This is a genomic window from Rhizobium sp. OAE497 (assembly GCF_040546565.1).
Classification (GTDB): domain Bacteria; phylum Pseudomonadota; class Alphaproteobacteria; order Rhizobiales; family Rhizobiaceae; genus Rhizobium.
In genome coordinates, this window is record NZ_JBEPOA010000002.1 from 240,906 (window position 1) to 257,116 (window position 16,211).

Consider the following 16,211-nt stretch of genomic DNA (forward strand, 5'->3'; position numbering starts at 1 on the left):
ATGGCCGGGAGCCCAAAGCTGCCGGCCGCCATGCCTATACCGTGCTCAAGCGGGAGCGACCCCATGAAGAACCACAATCGCAGACTGGATATCGCTCTCGTCTTCGCCATTGCCGCCCTGATACTGCTCCCGTGGTATCGGATCGAAGGCGGCTTCTTCGGCCTTGGCTGGCTGTCTGATTTCCTGGGCGATCCCTCCACGGCGCCCGGCATCCTGCAGATCACCACCTATGGCCGATGGTGGCTCGCGATCGCCGTCGTCTTCGTTCTGCTTGGCGGCATCGCGCGCTTCCTTCCCGATCCGAAATCCCGCGCCACGCTGCTTGCCTGGGCAGGCGGCCTGGGAGTTCTTTTCCTGACGCTCGAAGGACTGGCGATCAACCTCTCCGGCTGGAGCTGGACATTCGCCGAAAACCTGTTCGGCGCGCTGCCTGACGGCCAGCCGTCGATGGGTGCGGGGGCCATCATCACCGGCCTCGTCTTCGTGTTCTTCTTCGCCTTCGGCCTTGCCGAACGCGGCGTGATGAAGGGCGACGCCTTCGTGGTCGGCGCCATCGCCATGCTGGTGTTCCTCGTCGCCATCTTCGTCTTCTATCCGGTCGGCAGCATGTTCGTCGGCGCGTTTCAGGATTTCGACGGCTCGTTCAATCCCAACGGCTTCCTGACCAATATCCAGGATTCCTCCGTCTGGAGCCTCGGCTGCGTTGTCGGCGGCGAACGCTGCGGCGTTGCCTGGCGCACCCTCTGGCTGGCGATCATGACGGCCGCCGGTTCGACGACGCTCGGCCTGTGCTTCGCGCTCGTCGCCACCCGCACCCGCTTTCCCTACAAGAAGGGTCTGCGGCTGCTGACGATCTTGCCGATCATCACGCCGCCCTTCGTCGTCGGCCTGGCGCTGACCCTGCTGTTCGGCCGCTCAGGTGTCGCGACACAGCTCATCTCCTCGCTGCTCGGCATCGAGCCCGGCCGCTGGCTCTATGGCCTCACCGGCATCTGGATCGCCCAGGTCCTCTCCTTCACGCCGATTTCCTTCCTCGTGCTGATCGGCGTCGTCGAGGGCGTCAGCCCGTCGATGGAGGAAGCGTCGCAGACGCTGCGCGCCGACCGCTGGCGCACCTTCTGGCGCGTCTCGCTGCCGCTGATGAAGCCCGGCCTCGCCAACGCCTTCCTGATCGGCTTCATCGAAAGCATGGCCGATTTCGGTAACCCGATGGTGCTCGGCGGAAGCCATGGCGTGCTGTCGACAGAGATCTTCTTCGCCGTCGTCGGCTCGCAGAACGATCCGGCCCGTGCTGCGGTGCTCGCCATGATCCTGCTCGTCTTCACCATGTCGGCCTTCATCGCCCAGCGCTTCTGGCTGCAGGGCAAGAGCTACGCGACGGTAACCGGCAAGGGCGATTCCGGCCAGCATATCGCGCTGCCGCGCGGCGTCTCGATCGCTGTTCACTCGCTGGTCATCCCCTGGGCGATTTTCACCATCGTCGTCTATGCGATGATCCTGTTCGGCGGCTTCGTGCGCACCTGGGGCCTCGATAATACCCTGACATTCGAACACTACATTCGCGCCTTCTCGATCGGGTTCCGTGATGACGGCGGCCTGGCGTGGACGGGGGTCGCCTGGAATTCTTTCTGGACGACAATGGAGATCGCCCTGATCTCCGCCCCGCTCACGGCCGCTGTCGGCCTGCTGACGGCCTACATCATCGTCCGCCAGAAGTTCGTCGGCCGGAACGTCTTCGAGTTCGCGCTGATGCTGAGCTTCGCGATCCCCGGCACGGTCATCGGCATCAGCTACATCATGGCCTTCAACCTGCCGCCGCTCGAAATGACCGGCACGGCGCTGATCCTGGTTGCCTGCTTCGTGTTCCGCAACATGCCGGTCGGCGTGCGCGGCGGCGTAGCGGCGATGAGCCAGCTCGACAAGAGCCTCGACGAGGCCTCGCTGACGCTGCGCGCCAACAGCTTCCGGACGATCCGCAAGGTCATCCTGCCGCTGCTGCGCCCGGCAATCACGGCGGCGCTCGTCTATTCCTTCGTGCGCGCCATCACCTCGATCAGCGCCGTCATCTTCCTCGTCAGCGCCGAATACAACATGTCCACGGCCTATATCGTCGGCCTCGTCGAGAATGGCGAATACGGCGTCGCGATCGCCTATTCCTCGGCGCTGATCGTCGTCATGGTCACGGTCATCGCCGGCTTCCAGTTCCTCGTCGGCGAACGCCGCCTGCGCCGCGAAAACCGCGTCGCGATGGCAGCGCCGGCCGCTACCGCATCCGCACCTCTCGGTCAGGAGAAAACCGCATGAGCAGCAACAAACCCGGTTCCGTCGTCTTCGAGAACGTGCGCAAGACCTTCGGCGCCTTCACCGCCATTCCCAACCTGTCGCTGACGATCGAGCCCGGCACGCTGGTGACCCTGCTCGGCCCGTCCGGCTGCGGCAAGACGACGACGCTGCGCATGCTTGCCGGTCTCGAGCACCCCTCGTCCGGCCGCATCCTGATCGGCGGCAAGGATGTGACAATGCTGCCGGCCAACGAGCGCGACGTCTCGATGGTGTTCCAGTCCTATGCGCTCTTCCCGCACATGACCTCGCTCGACAATGTCGCCTACGGCCTGGAATCGTCAGGCATGAAACGCAAGGAGGCGCGCGAGCGCGCCGAGGAAGGCCTGAAGCTCGTCGGCCTCGCCGGCATGGGGCAGCGCCTGCCCGCCGAACTCTCCGGCGGCCAGCAGCAGCGCGTCGCCGTCGCCCGCGCTCTCGTGCTCGAGCCCCAGGTTTTGCTGCTCGACGAGCCGCTGTCGAACCTCGACGCCCGCCTGCGCCGCCGGGTGCGCACCGAGATCCGCGAGCTGCAGCAGCGGCTCGGCTTCACCGCAGTCTATGTCACCCACGACCAGGACGAAGCGCTTGCCGTCTCCGACCAGATCATCGTCATGAAGGACGGCGAAATCGCCCAGAAGGGCGCGCCGCGCGATCTCTACGACCAGCCGGTCTCTGCCTTCATTGCCGACTTCATGGGCGAGGCGAATGTCGTGCCCTGCGATGTCATCGGCATCGACGGCGATCACGCGACGATCAATGTCGAAGGTCTCACCCATCGCATATCGGGCCGCAACATGCGCCCCGGCCCGGCACAGCTGGCGGTGCGCCCGAACGCCATCACGCTGGCGCCGAAGAATGGCGGCGCCTACAGCGGCAAGATCACCCACGCCGCCTATCTTGGCGACCACGTGGAATATGAAGTCAAAACCAGTAACGGCACGCTGTTCGTCGTCGACCCCGCAGTGGAAAGGGCCTTTGCGCCTTTGACAGAGGTGGAGATCGGCTTCAAGGATCGCGGCATTGCCATCATCGGCGGCTGAGTCCGCATTTCATCAAGGGAAGATTTTCATGACGTCGCATGTCGTACCCGGGCTCGAAGCGCGCCTCGCGCTGGCCGAAGCCGTGGCCCGTGAAGCGGGAGCCGTCGCGCTCGATTATTTCAAGCGCCGCGAAACGCTGGTCATCGAAACCAAGCGCGATCCGCAGGACGTGGTCTCGATTGCCGACCGCGAAGTGGAAAACCTGATCCGCAAACGCTTCAATGAGGCCTACCCCACCGATGGCGTTCTCGGCGAGGAATATGGCCTCGAATCCGGCACATCGGGCTTCACCTGGGTCGTCGACCCGATCGATGGCACCAGCCCCTTCGTAAACGGCATGCCGAACTGGTGCGTCTCGATCGGCCTGTTGCATGACGGCGTGCCCGTCGTCGGCGTCATCTCGGCGCCCTGCCACGACGAACTCTATGCGGCAGCGCTGGGCATGGGCGCGACGCTGAACGGCAACAAGCTCTCGCTCGATCCGTCCCGCACGATCCGCAACGCCGTGACCGGCATCGGCGCCAACAACCACGTCACGCCTGCCTTCGTCGGCAAGATGGTGGAAAGCCTGCTGGAAGCCGGCGGCAATTTCATCCGCAACGGCTCCGGCGCCCTCATGCTCGCCTATGTCGCGGCCGGCCGCCTCGTCGGCTATTACGAGCCCTATATGCACGCCTGGGACTGCATGGCCGGCTACTGCCTCGTCAAGGAAGCCGGCGGCTGGTACCATCCCTTCCCGACCGAAGGCGAACGCCTGACCAAGGGTGCGCCGGTTCTGGCAACGGCACCCGGCTCAACCGACGATCTGCGCAAAATCGCCGGTATTTAAGCGTTTTTGCATCTTTATCTGCCCAATCCGGCGTCATCGGCGCCGGATTTTTTGTGCGTAGCGAAATCCACAGCCCATCTTTTGTGCAATGCAAAAATTGCACAAAAAACCGCTTGACGATGCGAACCAATATGGTTTTGGATTGGACCAATAAGAAATTGGTTCGGACCATTCGACATGGATGAGACCACGGGGAACTCCAATTACGCTCTCGACAAGCTGCGTGCGCTGCTGCGCTCGGACAGCCTCGATGCCGACGGCAAGCTGCCGACTGAACGGGCTCTCTCGGAGATGCTCGACGTCAGCCGCCGCGCCATCCGCCGTGCCTTGGAAGTTCTGGAAGCCGAGGGACTGATCTGGCGCCGCCAGGGATCCGGCACGTTTGCCGGAAGGCGCCCCGACGGCTGGAGCGAGCATGTGGATTCGATCGTCGCCGGCACGGACCTGATGGAAATCATGGAAGTGCGCCTGCGCATCGAGCCACAGCTCGCTCAGCTTGCCGCCATCCGCGCCAAGAAGGCCGATGTCGAGCGCATGTATGAGCTCGTCAAGAAGATCTACGAAAGCACCGATGCCGATGGCCGCGAGCTCTGGGACGGCGCGCTGCACCGCCATATCGCCCAATCGGCCGGCAACCAGTTCTTCCTGACGATCTTCGACGTCATCAACCGCGTGCGCCAGGACGAAGCCTGGCAGACGATCCGCGAGCGGGCACGCGCCGCCAGCAAGACGCGCACGGTGACCTATGGACAGCACACCGCGATCGTCGACGCGATTGCCGCCCGCGACCCCGCGAGAGCCGGCGAAGCCATGCGCCAGCACCTGCTGACGCTGCAGGAGAGCCTGGTCCGCATGACCTCGCTCGACCACCAGATACCGGAGACCAAAGAAGAGCTCACCTGAAGAGCCGCCGGCAATGAAGCAAAAAAGAACCAGAGGAGAGTGAAATGAAGACCGCCAGTTTTGTGACGACCCTTCTAGCCGGGGCGCTCGTTGCCCTCCCATCCTTTGCCGCCGAGCTGAAGATCGGCCTGCAGGACGATGCCGACGTGCTCGATCCCGCGCAGTCGCGCACCTTCGTCGGCCGCATCGTCTATACCGCGATGTGCGACAAGCTTGTCGACGTCACCCCAGACCTGAAGATTGTGCCGCAGCTCGCCACCGAATGGCACTGGTCGGATGACGGCAAGGCGCTGACGATGAAGCTGCGCGAAGGCGTCAAGTTCCACGACGAAACGCCGATGAATGCCGCTGCCGTCGTCGCCACCATCGAGCGCAACATGACGCTGCCGGAATCGCGCCGCAAGAGCGAGCTGACCTCGGTCGAGAAGGTCGAAGCGACCGGCGAATACGAAGTGAAATTCACGCTGAAGAGCCCAGACGTCACGCTGCTCGCCCAGCTTTCCGACCGCGCCGGCATGATTGTTTCGCCGAAGGCCGCCAAGGAGCTCGGCGCCAATTTCGGCAATCACCCGGTCTGCGCCGGCCCCTTCAAGTTCGTTGAGCGCGTCCAGCAGGACCGTATCGTGCTTGAGAAGTTCCAGGACTACTGGAACAAGGACAATATCTTCATCGACAAGGTCACCTACCTGCCGATCCCGGATACGACCGTGCGCCTCGCCAACCTGCGCTCCGGCGATCTCGACATGATCGAGCGTCTGGCGCCGACCGACGCCGCATCCGTGAAGGAAGATTCGACCCTCACCTATGCCGACGCGATCGGCACCGGCTACATGGCGCTCTACGCCAATATCGGCAACGGCGCGCGCGCCGACAATCCGTTCGGCAAGGACAAGCGCCTGCGCCAGGCATTCTCGCTGGCGATCGACCGCGAAGCGCTGAACCAGATCGTCTATGAAGGCACGTCCGTTCCGGGCAACCAGTCCTTCCCGCCGAACAGCCCGTGGTTCGACAAGGACGTTCCGGTTCCGGCCCGCGATCTCGACAAGGCCAAGGCGCTCGTCAAGGAAGCCGGTTTCGATCGTGTGCCGATCGAGCTGCAGGTGCAGAACAACCCCGTGGCTTCGCAGATGATGCAGATCATCCAGTCGATGGTGGCAGAAGCCGGTTTCGACGTGACGATCCGCTCGACGGAATTCGCGACGCTGCTTTCGGAACAGACGGCCGGCAACTATCAGCTCAGCCGTTCCGACTGGTCGGGCCGCATCGATCCTGACGGCAACATCCATCAGTTCATCACCTGCAAGGGCGGCATCAACGATACGAAGTATTGCAATGCCGAGGTCGACAAGCTGCTGAACGAGGCCCGCGCCTCCACCGACGATGCGGTGCGCAAGCAGAAATACGACGCCGCCGCCGTGATCCTCAACGACGACCTGCCGATCATCTATCTCGGCCATAACTCGTGGATCTGGGCGCTGCACAAGAACGTCACCGGCTTCGTCGCCTCGCCGGATGGCATGATCCGCCTGACCGGCGTCAAGAAGGAAGGCTGAGCCTAGCAACCGCGGCGGCGGGTCCCTCCCGCCGCCTCTTGAGGCCCGTTCAGGATCGCTCACCATGTACACCTACATCGCCAAGCGGCTTCTCGTCGCCATTCCGACGCTGCTGATCATATCGGTCTTCGTCTTTTCGCTGCAGAAGCTCCTGCCCGGCGACCCCATCCTCGCCATGGCCGGCGAAGAGCGGGATCCGCAGGTCATCGAATATCTGCGTGAGAAATACCGGCTGAACGATCCGGTTCCCTACCAGTATGTCTCCTGGCTGGGCTCGGTGCTGCAGGGCGATCTTGGTATCTCACTCAGAACCAATCAGCCGGTTCTCGAGCTGGTCGCCGAGAAGCTTCCGGTGACGATCCAGCTCGCCATCATGTCGATGATCTTCGCCTTCGTGATCGGCGTTCCCATGGGCATTCTCGCGGCGGTGAAGAAGAATACGCTCTTCGACTATCTCGCAAACCTGATCGCGCTCTCCGGCCTCTCGATCCCGAATTTCTGGCTCGGCATCATGCTGATCCTGCTTGTCTCGGTGAAGCTCGGCTGGCTGCCGGCTTCGGGGTACGAGCCCTTCTTCAACGATCCGCTCCGTTCGATCCAGACGATGCTGATGCCCTCCTTCGTGCTTGGCAACGCGCTGGCGGCGACGCTGATGCGCCACACGCGCTCGGCGATGCTCAGCGTCCTCAGCGCCGACTACATCCGCACCGCCCGCGCCAAGGGGCTTTCGGAGCGCTCCGTCGTTCTCGAACACAGTTTCCGCAATGCCGTGCTGCCGATCGTGACGCTGAGCGCGCTGCTCTTCGGCGAGCTCTTGGCCGGTGCCGTCCTGACCGAGCAGATCTTCACCATTCCGGGCTTCGGCAAGCTGATCGTCGATGCCGTCTTCAACCGCGACTACGCCGTCGTCCAGGGCGTCGTGCTCTGCACCGCGATCGGCTTCATCATGATGAACCTCATCGCCGATATCCTGTTCGTCCTTCTCAATCCGCGCATGAGGGCCTCGCTATGACCGCCATCGATCAGGTTGCCGTCGCCACCGAGCAGCGCGTACCCAGCCGCGCCTGGCGCAAACTGAAGGCCAACAAGGGCGCGCTTGTGGGCCTCTGCATCATCGCCTTCTTCGCGATCCTGGCGGCCGCCGCGCCAATCCTGCCGATCCCGGATCCCAACGCCACCAGCTGGTCGGCGATCCGCAAGGCGCCATCGGCCGCCCACTGGCTTGGCACCGACGATATCGGCCGCGATATCCTCTCCCGCATGATCTGGGGAGGAGCGCAGGCCTCGCTGATGGCCGGCGTCTTCTCGGTAGCGATCTCCGTTTTCATCGGCGTACCCTTCGGGCTGCTTGCCGGCTATTTCGGCGGCTGGGTCGACCAGATCATCTCGCGCATCACCGAGGCCTTCCTCGCCATGCCGTTCCTGATCACCGCGATTGCGCTCGCCGCCTTCCTGGGGCCGAGCCTGACCAATGCGATGATCGCCATCGGCCTGTCGGCCATGCCGATCTTCATCCGGTTGACACGCGGCCAGGTTCTGGCGGTCAAGACCGAGGATTATGTCGAGGGTGCGCGCTCGATCGGCCTTCGCCATTTCAGCATCATCACCCGCTACATCCTGCCGAACGTCGCGGCACCGATCCTCGTCCAGGCAACGCTGACGGTCGCCACCGCGATCATCGCCGAGGCCAGTCTTTCCTTCCTCGGTCTCGGCCAGCAGCCGCCCGCCGCCAGCTGGGGCTCGATGCTGAACGTTGCCAAGAATTTTCTCTCCCAAGCCCCATGGATGGCGATGTGGCCGGGGGCGGCGATCTTCCTCGTCGTCATCGGCTTCAATCTCCTCGGCGACGGCCTGCGCGATGCGCTCGATCCGCGCGAAGCATGATCTCCTGAAAGGACATATGAAATGACCGCATTCACGACCCGTCCCGAAATCCTCGGCACATTCGGCGTCGTCACCTCGACCCACTGGATCGCCTCCGCCGTCGGCATGAGCATCCTCGAAAAGGGCGGCAACGCCTTCGACGCGGCTGTCGCCACCGGCTTCGTGCTGCAGATCGTCGAGCCGCATCTCTGCGGCCCGGGCGGCGACATGCCGGCGATCCTCTATTCGAAGAAGAAAGACAAGGTCGAGGTCATCTGTGCTCAGGGACCGGCACCGGCAGGCGCCACGATCGAGCATTACACATCCGAAGGCCTGAAGCTGATCCCCGGCGACGGGTTGCTCGCGACCGTCATCCCCGGCAGCTTCGACGGCTGGATGCTGATGCTGCGCGACTATGGCCGCCTGACCGTCCGCGAGGTTCTCGAGCCGGCAATCTATTACGCCGAAAACGGCCATCCGATGCTGCCCCGCGTCTCGGCCACCATCGCCGGCCTCGCCTCCTTCTTCGAGAAGGAATGGCCGACCTCGCACCAGACGTGGCTGCCCGGCGGCTCCGTTCCCGAGCCACTCTCCAATTTCAAGAACCCGGTTCTCGCCGAGACCTGGAAGCGGATCGTCGCCGAGGCGGAAGCCAAGCGCGATCGCGAGGAGCAGATCCAGGCGGCCCGCGACGCCTTCTATCGCGGCTTCGTGGCCGAAGCGATCGAGCGTTACGCCGGTTCGACCGCGGTGATGGATGCCAGCGGCACCAAGCACAAGGGCGTCATCACCGCCGATGACATGGCGAACTGGTCAGCGACAACAGAAGCGCCGCAGACCTACGACTATCACGGCTGGACGGTCGCCAAGATCGGCCCCTGGGGCCAGGGACCGGTCTTCCTGCAGACGCTGGCGCTCTTGAAGGGCATCGATATCGCCTCGATGGATCCGGCCGGTGCCGATTTCGTCCATACGGTCACCGAAGCGATGAAGCTCGCCTTCGCCGACCGCGAGATCTATTACGGCGACCCGAATTTCTCGAAGATCCCGGTCGAGTATCTGCTGTCCGACGCCTATAACGACGAGCGCCGCAAGCTCATCAAGCCAGAGGCATCGCTGGAGCTGCAACCCGGCATCGTGCCCGGCTTCGAAGACCAGTATGCACTGACGATGGACATGCTCGGCGTCACCTCGAAGACCGGTGCGGTCTATGAGCCGACTATGGCGCATCTGTCTGAAAAGCGTGGCGATACCGTCCATATCGACGTCATCGACCGCGAGGGCAACATGGTGTCGATCACCCCGTCAGGTGGCTGGCTGCAATCGTCGCCGATCGTGCCCGGCCTCGGCTTCTGCCTGAATTCACGCGCCCAGATGTTCTGGCTGAAGCCCGGCCTGCCGACCTCGCTTGCACCCGGCAAGCGGCCGCGCACGACGCTGACGCCGTCGCTGGCGCTCTACGAGGGCAAGCCGACGCTGGCCTTCGGCACGCCCGGCGGCGACCAGCAGGAACAGTGGCAGCTCTCCTTCTTCCTGCGCTATGTCCATCACAAGATGAACCTGCAGGCGGCGATCGACCAGCCGCTGTTCCACACCTCGCATTTCCCGGGCTCCTTCTACCCGCGCACCCGCGAACCGGGCAGCCTGATGGCCGAAGCGAATTTCGGCGAGGACGTGCTGGAGGCGCTGCGCAGGAAGGGCCACAAGCTGACGGTCGCCGATCCCTGGACGGTCGGCCGCCTGACCGCCGCGCGCCGGGATGCGGATGGCCTGTTGCGGGCAGCGGCAACGCCGCGGCTGATGCAGGCCTATGCGGTGGGGAGATAACCGTGACCTACTCGATCGTCGCCCGTGACCCCGATAGCGGCCATCTCGGCATCGCCGTCGCCAGCCGCTTCTTCGCCGTCGGCGGCATCGTCCCGCATATCCGCGGCGGCATCGGCGCGGTGGCGACGCAGGCCTTCGTCAATCCGCTGAATGGCGTCGACGGTCTTGCGATGCTCGCCGCCGGTCAGGCGCCGGAGGCGATCGTTGCCGAACTTGCCGCGCGCGACGAAGGCCGCGACCAGCGGCAGTTCCACATGATCGACGCGACGGGGCGCAATGCCGCCTTTACCGGCGAGAAATGCATCGACTGGGCCGGGCATCTGGTCGCCGAAAATGTCTCGGTGGCCGGCAACATGCTGGCCGGTCCGCAGGTGATCGCGGCCACGCTCGAGACCTTCCAGGAGACTGCGGGCAAGCCGCTCGCCGAAAGGCTGCTAGAAGCCATGCAGGCCGGCGAGGGTGCCGGTGGCGACAAGCGCGGCAAGCAATCCGCCGCGCTCGTGATCTATCGCGACCAGGATTATGCCTGGCTCAACATCCGCGCCGACGACCATGCCGATCCGCTGGAAGAGTTGCGGCGGCTCTATGCCGTCGCCGGTGAACGCTATCTGCATGTCGCCGAAACGATGGCGACCCGTGAAAGACCGAGCGGCATGATCGACCGTCGCGAGATCGACGCGAAGATCGCCGCACTGGAAGCCGCCCGCCTTGCCGATGGCCGACCCTCGGCCTCCTTTGCCACACCGCTCAAGAGCTAAGACCGAACCATGAAGCAGGAACAGGATATGGGTGAAGCTGCAAAACCGGTGCTTTCGGTCAACAACCTGACCACGTCGTTTCTGGTCGATGGCGCCTGGAGGCCGGTCGTGCGCGACGTCTCCTTCGACGTCATGCCCGGCGAGACCGTGGCGATCGTCGGCGAAAGCGGCTCGGGCAAGAGCGTCACCTCGCTGTCGATCATGCGCCTGCTTGCCAAGAAGCAGAGCCGCATCGAGGGCAGCATCCTCCTGAACGGCAAGGATATCCTGTCGCTGTCCGAGAGGGAGATGCGCCGAGTACGCGGCAACGATGCGGCGATGATCTTCCAGGAGCCGATGACATCGCTGAACCCGATCTTCACGATCGGCCGCCAGATCTCCGAAGCGCTGACCTGCCACGGCGAGATGACCAAGAGCGAGGCGCGCGCGGAGACCATCCGCCTGCTCGAAAAGGTCCGCATCCCCAATGCCTCGTCGCGCTTCGACGAATATCCGCACCAATTCTCCGGTGGCATGCGCCAGCGCGTGATGATTGCCATGGCGCTCGCCTCGCGCCCGAAACTCCTGATCGCCGACGAGCCGACGACGGCGCTCGACGTGACGATCCAGGGCCAGATCCTCGACCTGATCAAGCTGTTGCAGGAAGAGGAAGGCATGTCCGTTCTCTTCATCACCCACGACATGGGCGTCGTCGCCGAGATTTCCGACCGCACCATCGTCATGTATCGCGGCGAGGCTGTCGAAACCGGTGCGACCGACGACATCTTCCATCGCGGCAGGCATCCCTATACCCGCGCCCTGCTCTCGGCGGTGCCGCGGCTGGGCTCGATGACCGGCCAGAAATGGCCTCTCCGCTTCCCCGTTGTCGATACCGCGACGGGCGAGCGCAGCGAACCGGTCGCCGTTGCCGACACCGTCGATCGCGGCAAGACACCGATCCTCGAAGTCAAGAACCTGACGACGCGCTTTGCCATCCGCGGCGGCATTTTCGGCAGCCGTACGGGCGCGATCCATGCCGTCGAGGACGTGTCCTTCGATCTCTTCCAGGGCGAGACGCTGTCGCTGGTCGGCGAATCCGGCTGCGGCAAGTCGACGACGGGACGCTCGATCACCCGGCTGATCGAGCCGAATGCCGGCAAGGTCAATCTCGACGGCTACGACGTCACCGGCCTCGATTCCTCGAGCCTCCGGCGGATGCGCCGCAGCATCCAGATGATCTTCCAGGATCCCTTCGCCAGCCTCAATCCGCGCATGACCGTCGGCGCCACCGTCAGCGAGCCGATCGTGGCGCACGGCCTCGGCACGCGGGCGCAGGCGCGGGAAAAAGGCCGCCGATCTCCTCGAGCGCGTCGGCCTGAAGGCCGATATGATGGAGCGCTACCCGCACGAATTTTCCGGCGGCCAGCGCCAGCGCATCTGCATCGCCCGCGCGCTTGCGCTCGATCCGAAAGTCATCGTCGCCGACGAGAGCGTTTCGGCGCTCGACGTGTCGATCAAGGCGCAGGTCTGCAATCTCCTGATGGACCTGCAGCAGAGCCTCAACCTCGCTTTCCTGTTCATCTCGCATGACATGGCGGTCGTCGAGCGTGTCAGCCACCGCGTCGCCGTCATGTATCTCGGCGAGATCGTCGAGATCGGGCCCCGCGGGGCGGTGTTCGGCAATCCGCAGCATCCCTATACGAAGAAGCTGATTTCGGCGGTCCCGGTTCCCGATCCGGCGCGCCGCGGCATCAGGCGCGGCCTCTCGACGGACGAGCTGAAGAGCCCGATCCGGCCGCTTGGCTATGTGCCGCCGAAGCGGTGCTACAAGAGCGTCAGCGAAGGCCATCTGGTTCAGGTCGAGGCCTGAACCAGCGGGTTCCGGCCCCGCCCGGATTTGTTCCGGCCTCCAAATATTAAATCCCTGTAATGCTTACGGTTTTGCAATGAAACCGTAATGAACATTTAATTTGTAAAGTGACGTCAGGCGGCGCATATCAGTTCTCAAGCGCTAATTCTTCACGAAGCCTAGTAAACACCGCCAATAATGGCGATTTTATCTTCGATCGCGAAGAATTCGTGTATTTCGCCCGACGCCCGCGTTCCCGGCATGGAACCAAGACGCCGCTTAGCAACGATTTGCAAGGGACCATTCGCCATGTCCAAGATTCTCCTCAAGCACCGCACAGCAGCGCTTCTGGGTGCAGCCCTGATTGCAGGCACCGCAGCGCTTCCCTTCACCATCAATGCCGCGACCGCTGTCGCAGCACCGGCCGAAATCGGCGGCACGCTTGCCTCCGGCGGTTCGTTCGCGCCGATCGTCGATGCCGACAAGCCTGCCGTCGTCACCGTCACCACGACCATGAAGGCGACTGACGCCAGCGACCAGCAGTCGCCGATGGACGAGCAGTTCCGCCAGTTCTTCGAGCAGCAGGGCATCCCCTTCCCGCACCAGGCACCGAAGAATGAAGGCGGCCAGCATGCGATGGCTCTCGGCTCCGGCTTCATCATCAGCCCTGACGGCGTGATCGTTACCAACAACCACGTCATCGACAATGCCATGGACATCAAGGTGACGCTGGATGACGGCACCGAACTGCCGGCCAAGCTGGTCGGCACCGATCCCAAGTCCGATATCGCCGTCCTGAAGATCCAGGCGCCGAAGCCGCTCGCCACCGTCGCCTGGGGTGATTCCGACAAACTGAAGCTCGGCGACCAGATTCTGGCGATCGGCAACCCATTCGGCATCGGCACGACCGTGACTGCCGGTATCGTTTCGGCCCGTGGCCGCGACCTACATAGCGGCCCCTATGACGACTTCATCCAAATCGACGCACCGATCAACCATGGCAACTCCGGCGGCCCGCTCGTCGACCGCGACGGCCATGTCGTCGGCATCAACACCGCCATCTACTCGCCGAATGGCGGCAGCGTCGGCGTCGGCTTTGCGATCCCCTCCGATGAAGCCAAGATGATCGTCGCCAAGCTGCAGAAGGATGGCTCGATCGAGCACGGTTATCTCGGCGTGCAGATCCAGGCCGTGACCAAGGATGTTGCCGATGCCGTCGGCCTCAGCGATGCCCAGGGCGCTCTGGTCGCCGCCGTCTCCGGCGATACGCCTGCCGCCCGCGCCGGCATCAAGACCGGCGACATCGTGACCGCCGTCGGCGGAGAAGCCGTCAAGACGCCGAAGGACCTGTCGCGCCTCGTTGCCGACATGAGCCCCGGCGCCAAGCAGACGATGACCGTCTGGCGCGATGGCAAGAGCACCGACCTGAACGTGACGATCGGCGGTAACGACGACGGCCAGAAGCAGGCCGCAGCCGACGAAAGCGACGGCAAGACCCAGAGCGGCCCGAGCATCGGCGTCGGCCTTGCCGACCTGACGCCCGATGCCCGCCAGGAACTGAACCTGCCGCGCAGCATCAACGGCGCCGTCGTTGCCAGCGTCAACCCCGACAAGCCGGCCGCTGCCGCCGGCATCCAGACGGGCGACGTGATCGTCTCGGTCAACGACAAGCCGGTGCACGACGCCAGCGATGCCAAGGCCGCCGTTGCGAGCGCCGCCAAGTCGGGCCGCAAGTCGGTGCTGCTGCTGATCGAGCGCGGTGGCAACAAGACGTTCGTGGCCGTGCCGTTCTCCGCCGCCTGAGAGGCGCCAAGCCGCGACGAGACGCCCCGCACCCTCATGCGGGGCGTCTCACTATTCCACAGCTTCCCCACCTCGGCGCTTGACAGCGCCGTTTTGTGACCGCAATATGAAACCGGTTTCAATCGTGCTTGGGGGAGCGATCGTGCGGTTCGACCTTTCGATCCTTTTGCCGCATCTCGGCTTTCTCGGCAAAGGCGCGTTGCTGACGGCGGAAGCCTGCGCGCTGGCGCTGCTCGGCAGCGTCATCATGGGCGCCTTCGTGGCGATCGCCCGCACCTCGTCGTCGCAGACGCTGCGCCGCGTTGCCTTCGTCTATGTCGACATCTTCCGCAACGTGCCGTTCATCGTGCAGCTGTTCTTCTTCTATTACGGCCTGCCGGAACTCGGAATTTATATCGATGCCTTTACGACAGGCGTCGTGGCCCTATCGATCGCCGGCGGCGCCTATGCCTCCGATGTCATCCGCGCCGGCATCCTGGCGATCGATCCCGGCATCATCGAGGCGGCCGAAGTCAGCGGTCTGTCGCGCCGCGTCACCTTCACCAAGATCGTCCTGCCGATCGCGCTCAGAACCTCGATCCGCCCGCTCGGCTCGGTGCTGATCAACCTGATCCTGACCTCCTCGATCCTCTCGACCATCACGCTGAACGAGCTGACCGGCTCGGCGCAGATCGTGGTATCGCAGACCTACCGCCCGTTCGAGGTCTATGTCGTACTGCTCGTCGCCTATGCCGTCCTGACCTACCTGGTGTCGCTCGGCATCACCCTTCTTCACCGCCGCCTCAACCGCGACATGCTGGAGGCCGCAAGCTGATGCGCTATACAGATTTCACCTCCTTCGATCTCGTGCTCCTGGCCCAGGGCCTCGGCGTCAGCGTCGCGCTTTTCCTCGGCACCTCGCTGATCGGCCTGCTGATCGGGCTACTGTGGGCCGTCGTGCGCTTCTACCGCGTGCCGGTGCTGATGCCTGTCGTCACCTTCCTGGCCGAACTCCTGAAAAACTCGCCGGTGCTGGTGCAGCTCTTCCTGGTTTTCTTCGGCCTGCCGGCGCTCTTCCATATCCGCATCACGCCGGTCACGGCCGCGACGATCACGCTGTCGGCCAATACCGCCGCCTTCGTCTATGTCATCGCGGTCTCGGCGATCGAATCCGTCGGCCGCGACCAGATCGAGGCCGCCCGCGTCTTCGGCCTGACGCGCTGGCAGGTTCTGCGCCATGTCGTGGCGCCGCAGGCGATGGCCTTCGCGATCGGCCCGCTTATCGCGCTGCTCGTCAACCAGCTGCAGGTGACATCGCTGATCTCCGTCATCGGCGTCGTCGATCTCACCAAGATCGGCAATATCCTGAACCTGCGCACGCTGAAGCCGTTCATCGCCTGGACTGCCGTCGGCCTGCTCTATTACGCGACGGCAAAGCTGGTCGCGCTTCTCGGCACCCGTTTCGAAAACCGCCTCAGGGCCCATAGCGCCTGGAGAGGGCTCTGA

Annotated in this window: 13 protein-coding genes and 1 pseudogene; 13 read left to right on the top strand and 1 reads right to left on the bottom strand. The window is 64.0% G+C overall.

Annotation, left to right across the window (positions count from 1 at the left end):
* Positions 1 to 63: 63 nt before the first annotated feature.
* The 10 genes and pseudogenes from ABIE40_RS20665 (at position 64) to ABIE40_RS20710 (ending at position 12,944) form a co-directional block, all read left to right on the top strand.
* Entirely contained in the window at positions 64 to 2,304 is a 2,241-nt protein-coding gene (locus tag ABIE40_RS20665; RefSeq protein ID WP_199625552.1) for an ABC transporter permease, read from the top strand.
* Positions 2,301 to 3,362: an ABC transporter ATP-binding protein gene (locus tag ABIE40_RS20670; protein WP_112714451.1), complete on the top strand. Its 1,062-nt coding sequence runs from the start codon at positions 2,301 to 2,303 to the stop codon at positions 3,360 to 3,362. Before ABIE40_RS20665 ends, ABIE40_RS20670 begins: the two co-directional genes overlap by 4 nt.
* 28 nt (positions 3,363 to 3,390) lie before the next feature.
* Complete coding sequence (locus ABIE40_RS20675) at positions 3,391 to 4,191, top strand: inositol monophosphatase family protein (RefSeq protein ID WP_130280249.1); 801 nt, start codon at positions 3,391 to 3,393, stop codon at positions 4,189 to 4,191.
* 177 nt (positions 4,192 to 4,368) lie between these two features.
* Positions 4,369 to 5,094, top strand: a complete 726-nt coding sequence (locus tag ABIE40_RS20680; RefSeq protein WP_148194650.1) for a FadR/GntR family transcriptional regulator — start codon at positions 4,369 to 4,371, stop codon at positions 5,092 to 5,094.
* 44 nt (positions 5,095 to 5,138) lie between these two features.
* The gene (locus ABIE40_RS20685; RefSeq protein WP_112714457.1) at positions 5,139 to 6,647 is read left to right on the top strand and encodes an ABC transporter substrate-binding protein; all 1,509 of its coding nucleotides are present in this window, start codon (positions 5,139 to 5,141) and stop codon (positions 6,645 to 6,647) included.
* 64 nt (positions 6,648 to 6,711) lie between these two features.
* Entirely contained in the window at positions 6,712 to 7,659 is a 948-nt protein-coding gene (locus ABIE40_RS20690) for an ABC transporter permease (RefSeq protein WP_130280253.1), read from the top strand.
* Positions 7,656 to 8,531, top strand: a complete 876-nt coding sequence (locus ABIE40_RS20695; protein ID WP_354541091.1) for an ABC transporter permease — start codon at positions 7,656 to 7,658, stop codon at positions 8,529 to 8,531. Before ABIE40_RS20690 ends, ABIE40_RS20695 begins: the two co-directional genes overlap by 4 nt.
* Positions 8,532 to 8,552: 21 nt before the next feature.
* Positions 8,553 to 10,337: a gamma-glutamyltransferase family protein gene (locus ABIE40_RS20700; RefSeq protein WP_199625553.1), complete on the top strand. Its 1,785-nt coding sequence runs from the start codon at positions 8,553 to 8,555 to the stop codon at positions 10,335 to 10,337.
* A gap of 2 nt (positions 10,338 to 10,339) precedes the next feature.
* Positions 10,340 to 11,095: a DUF1028 domain-containing protein gene (locus tag ABIE40_RS20705; RefSeq protein WP_199625554.1), complete on the top strand. Its 756-nt coding sequence runs from the start codon at positions 10,340 to 10,342 to the stop codon at positions 11,093 to 11,095.
* A 27-nt stretch (positions 11,096 to 11,122) separates the two neighbouring features.
* A pseudogene (locus ABIE40_RS20710) lies at positions 11,123 to 12,944 on the top strand (ABC transporter ATP-binding protein).
* A 158-nt stretch (positions 12,945 to 13,102) separates the two neighbouring features.
* Here ABIE40_RS20710 and ABIE40_RS20715 read toward each other — a convergent pair.
* A complete protein-coding gene (locus tag ABIE40_RS20715) occupies positions 13,103 to 13,234 on the bottom strand; it encodes a hypothetical protein (protein WP_354541092.1) in 132 nt (43 codons plus the stop codon).
* On the opposite strand from ABIE40_RS20715, the gene ABIE40_RS20720 reads away from it, so the two are divergent.
* From ABIE40_RS20720 to ABIE40_RS20730, 3 genes are all read left to right on the top strand, one after another.
* A complete protein-coding gene (locus tag ABIE40_RS20720) occupies positions 13,233 to 14,726 on the top strand; it encodes a DegQ family serine endoprotease (protein ID WP_199625556.1) in 1,494 nt (497 codons plus the stop codon). The genes ABIE40_RS20715 and ABIE40_RS20720 overlap by 2 nt on opposite strands.
* Before the next feature lie 142 nt (positions 14,727 to 14,868).
* Complete coding sequence (locus tag ABIE40_RS20725) at positions 14,869 to 15,540, top strand: amino acid ABC transporter permease (protein ID WP_199625890.1); 672 nt, start codon at positions 14,869 to 14,871, stop codon at positions 15,538 to 15,540.
* Positions 15,540 to 16,211: an amino acid ABC transporter permease gene (locus ABIE40_RS20730; protein ID WP_199625557.1), complete on the top strand. Its 672-nt coding sequence runs from the start codon at positions 15,540 to 15,542 to the stop codon at positions 16,209 to 16,211. The genes ABIE40_RS20725 and ABIE40_RS20730 overlap by 1 nt, the downstream gene beginning before the upstream one ends.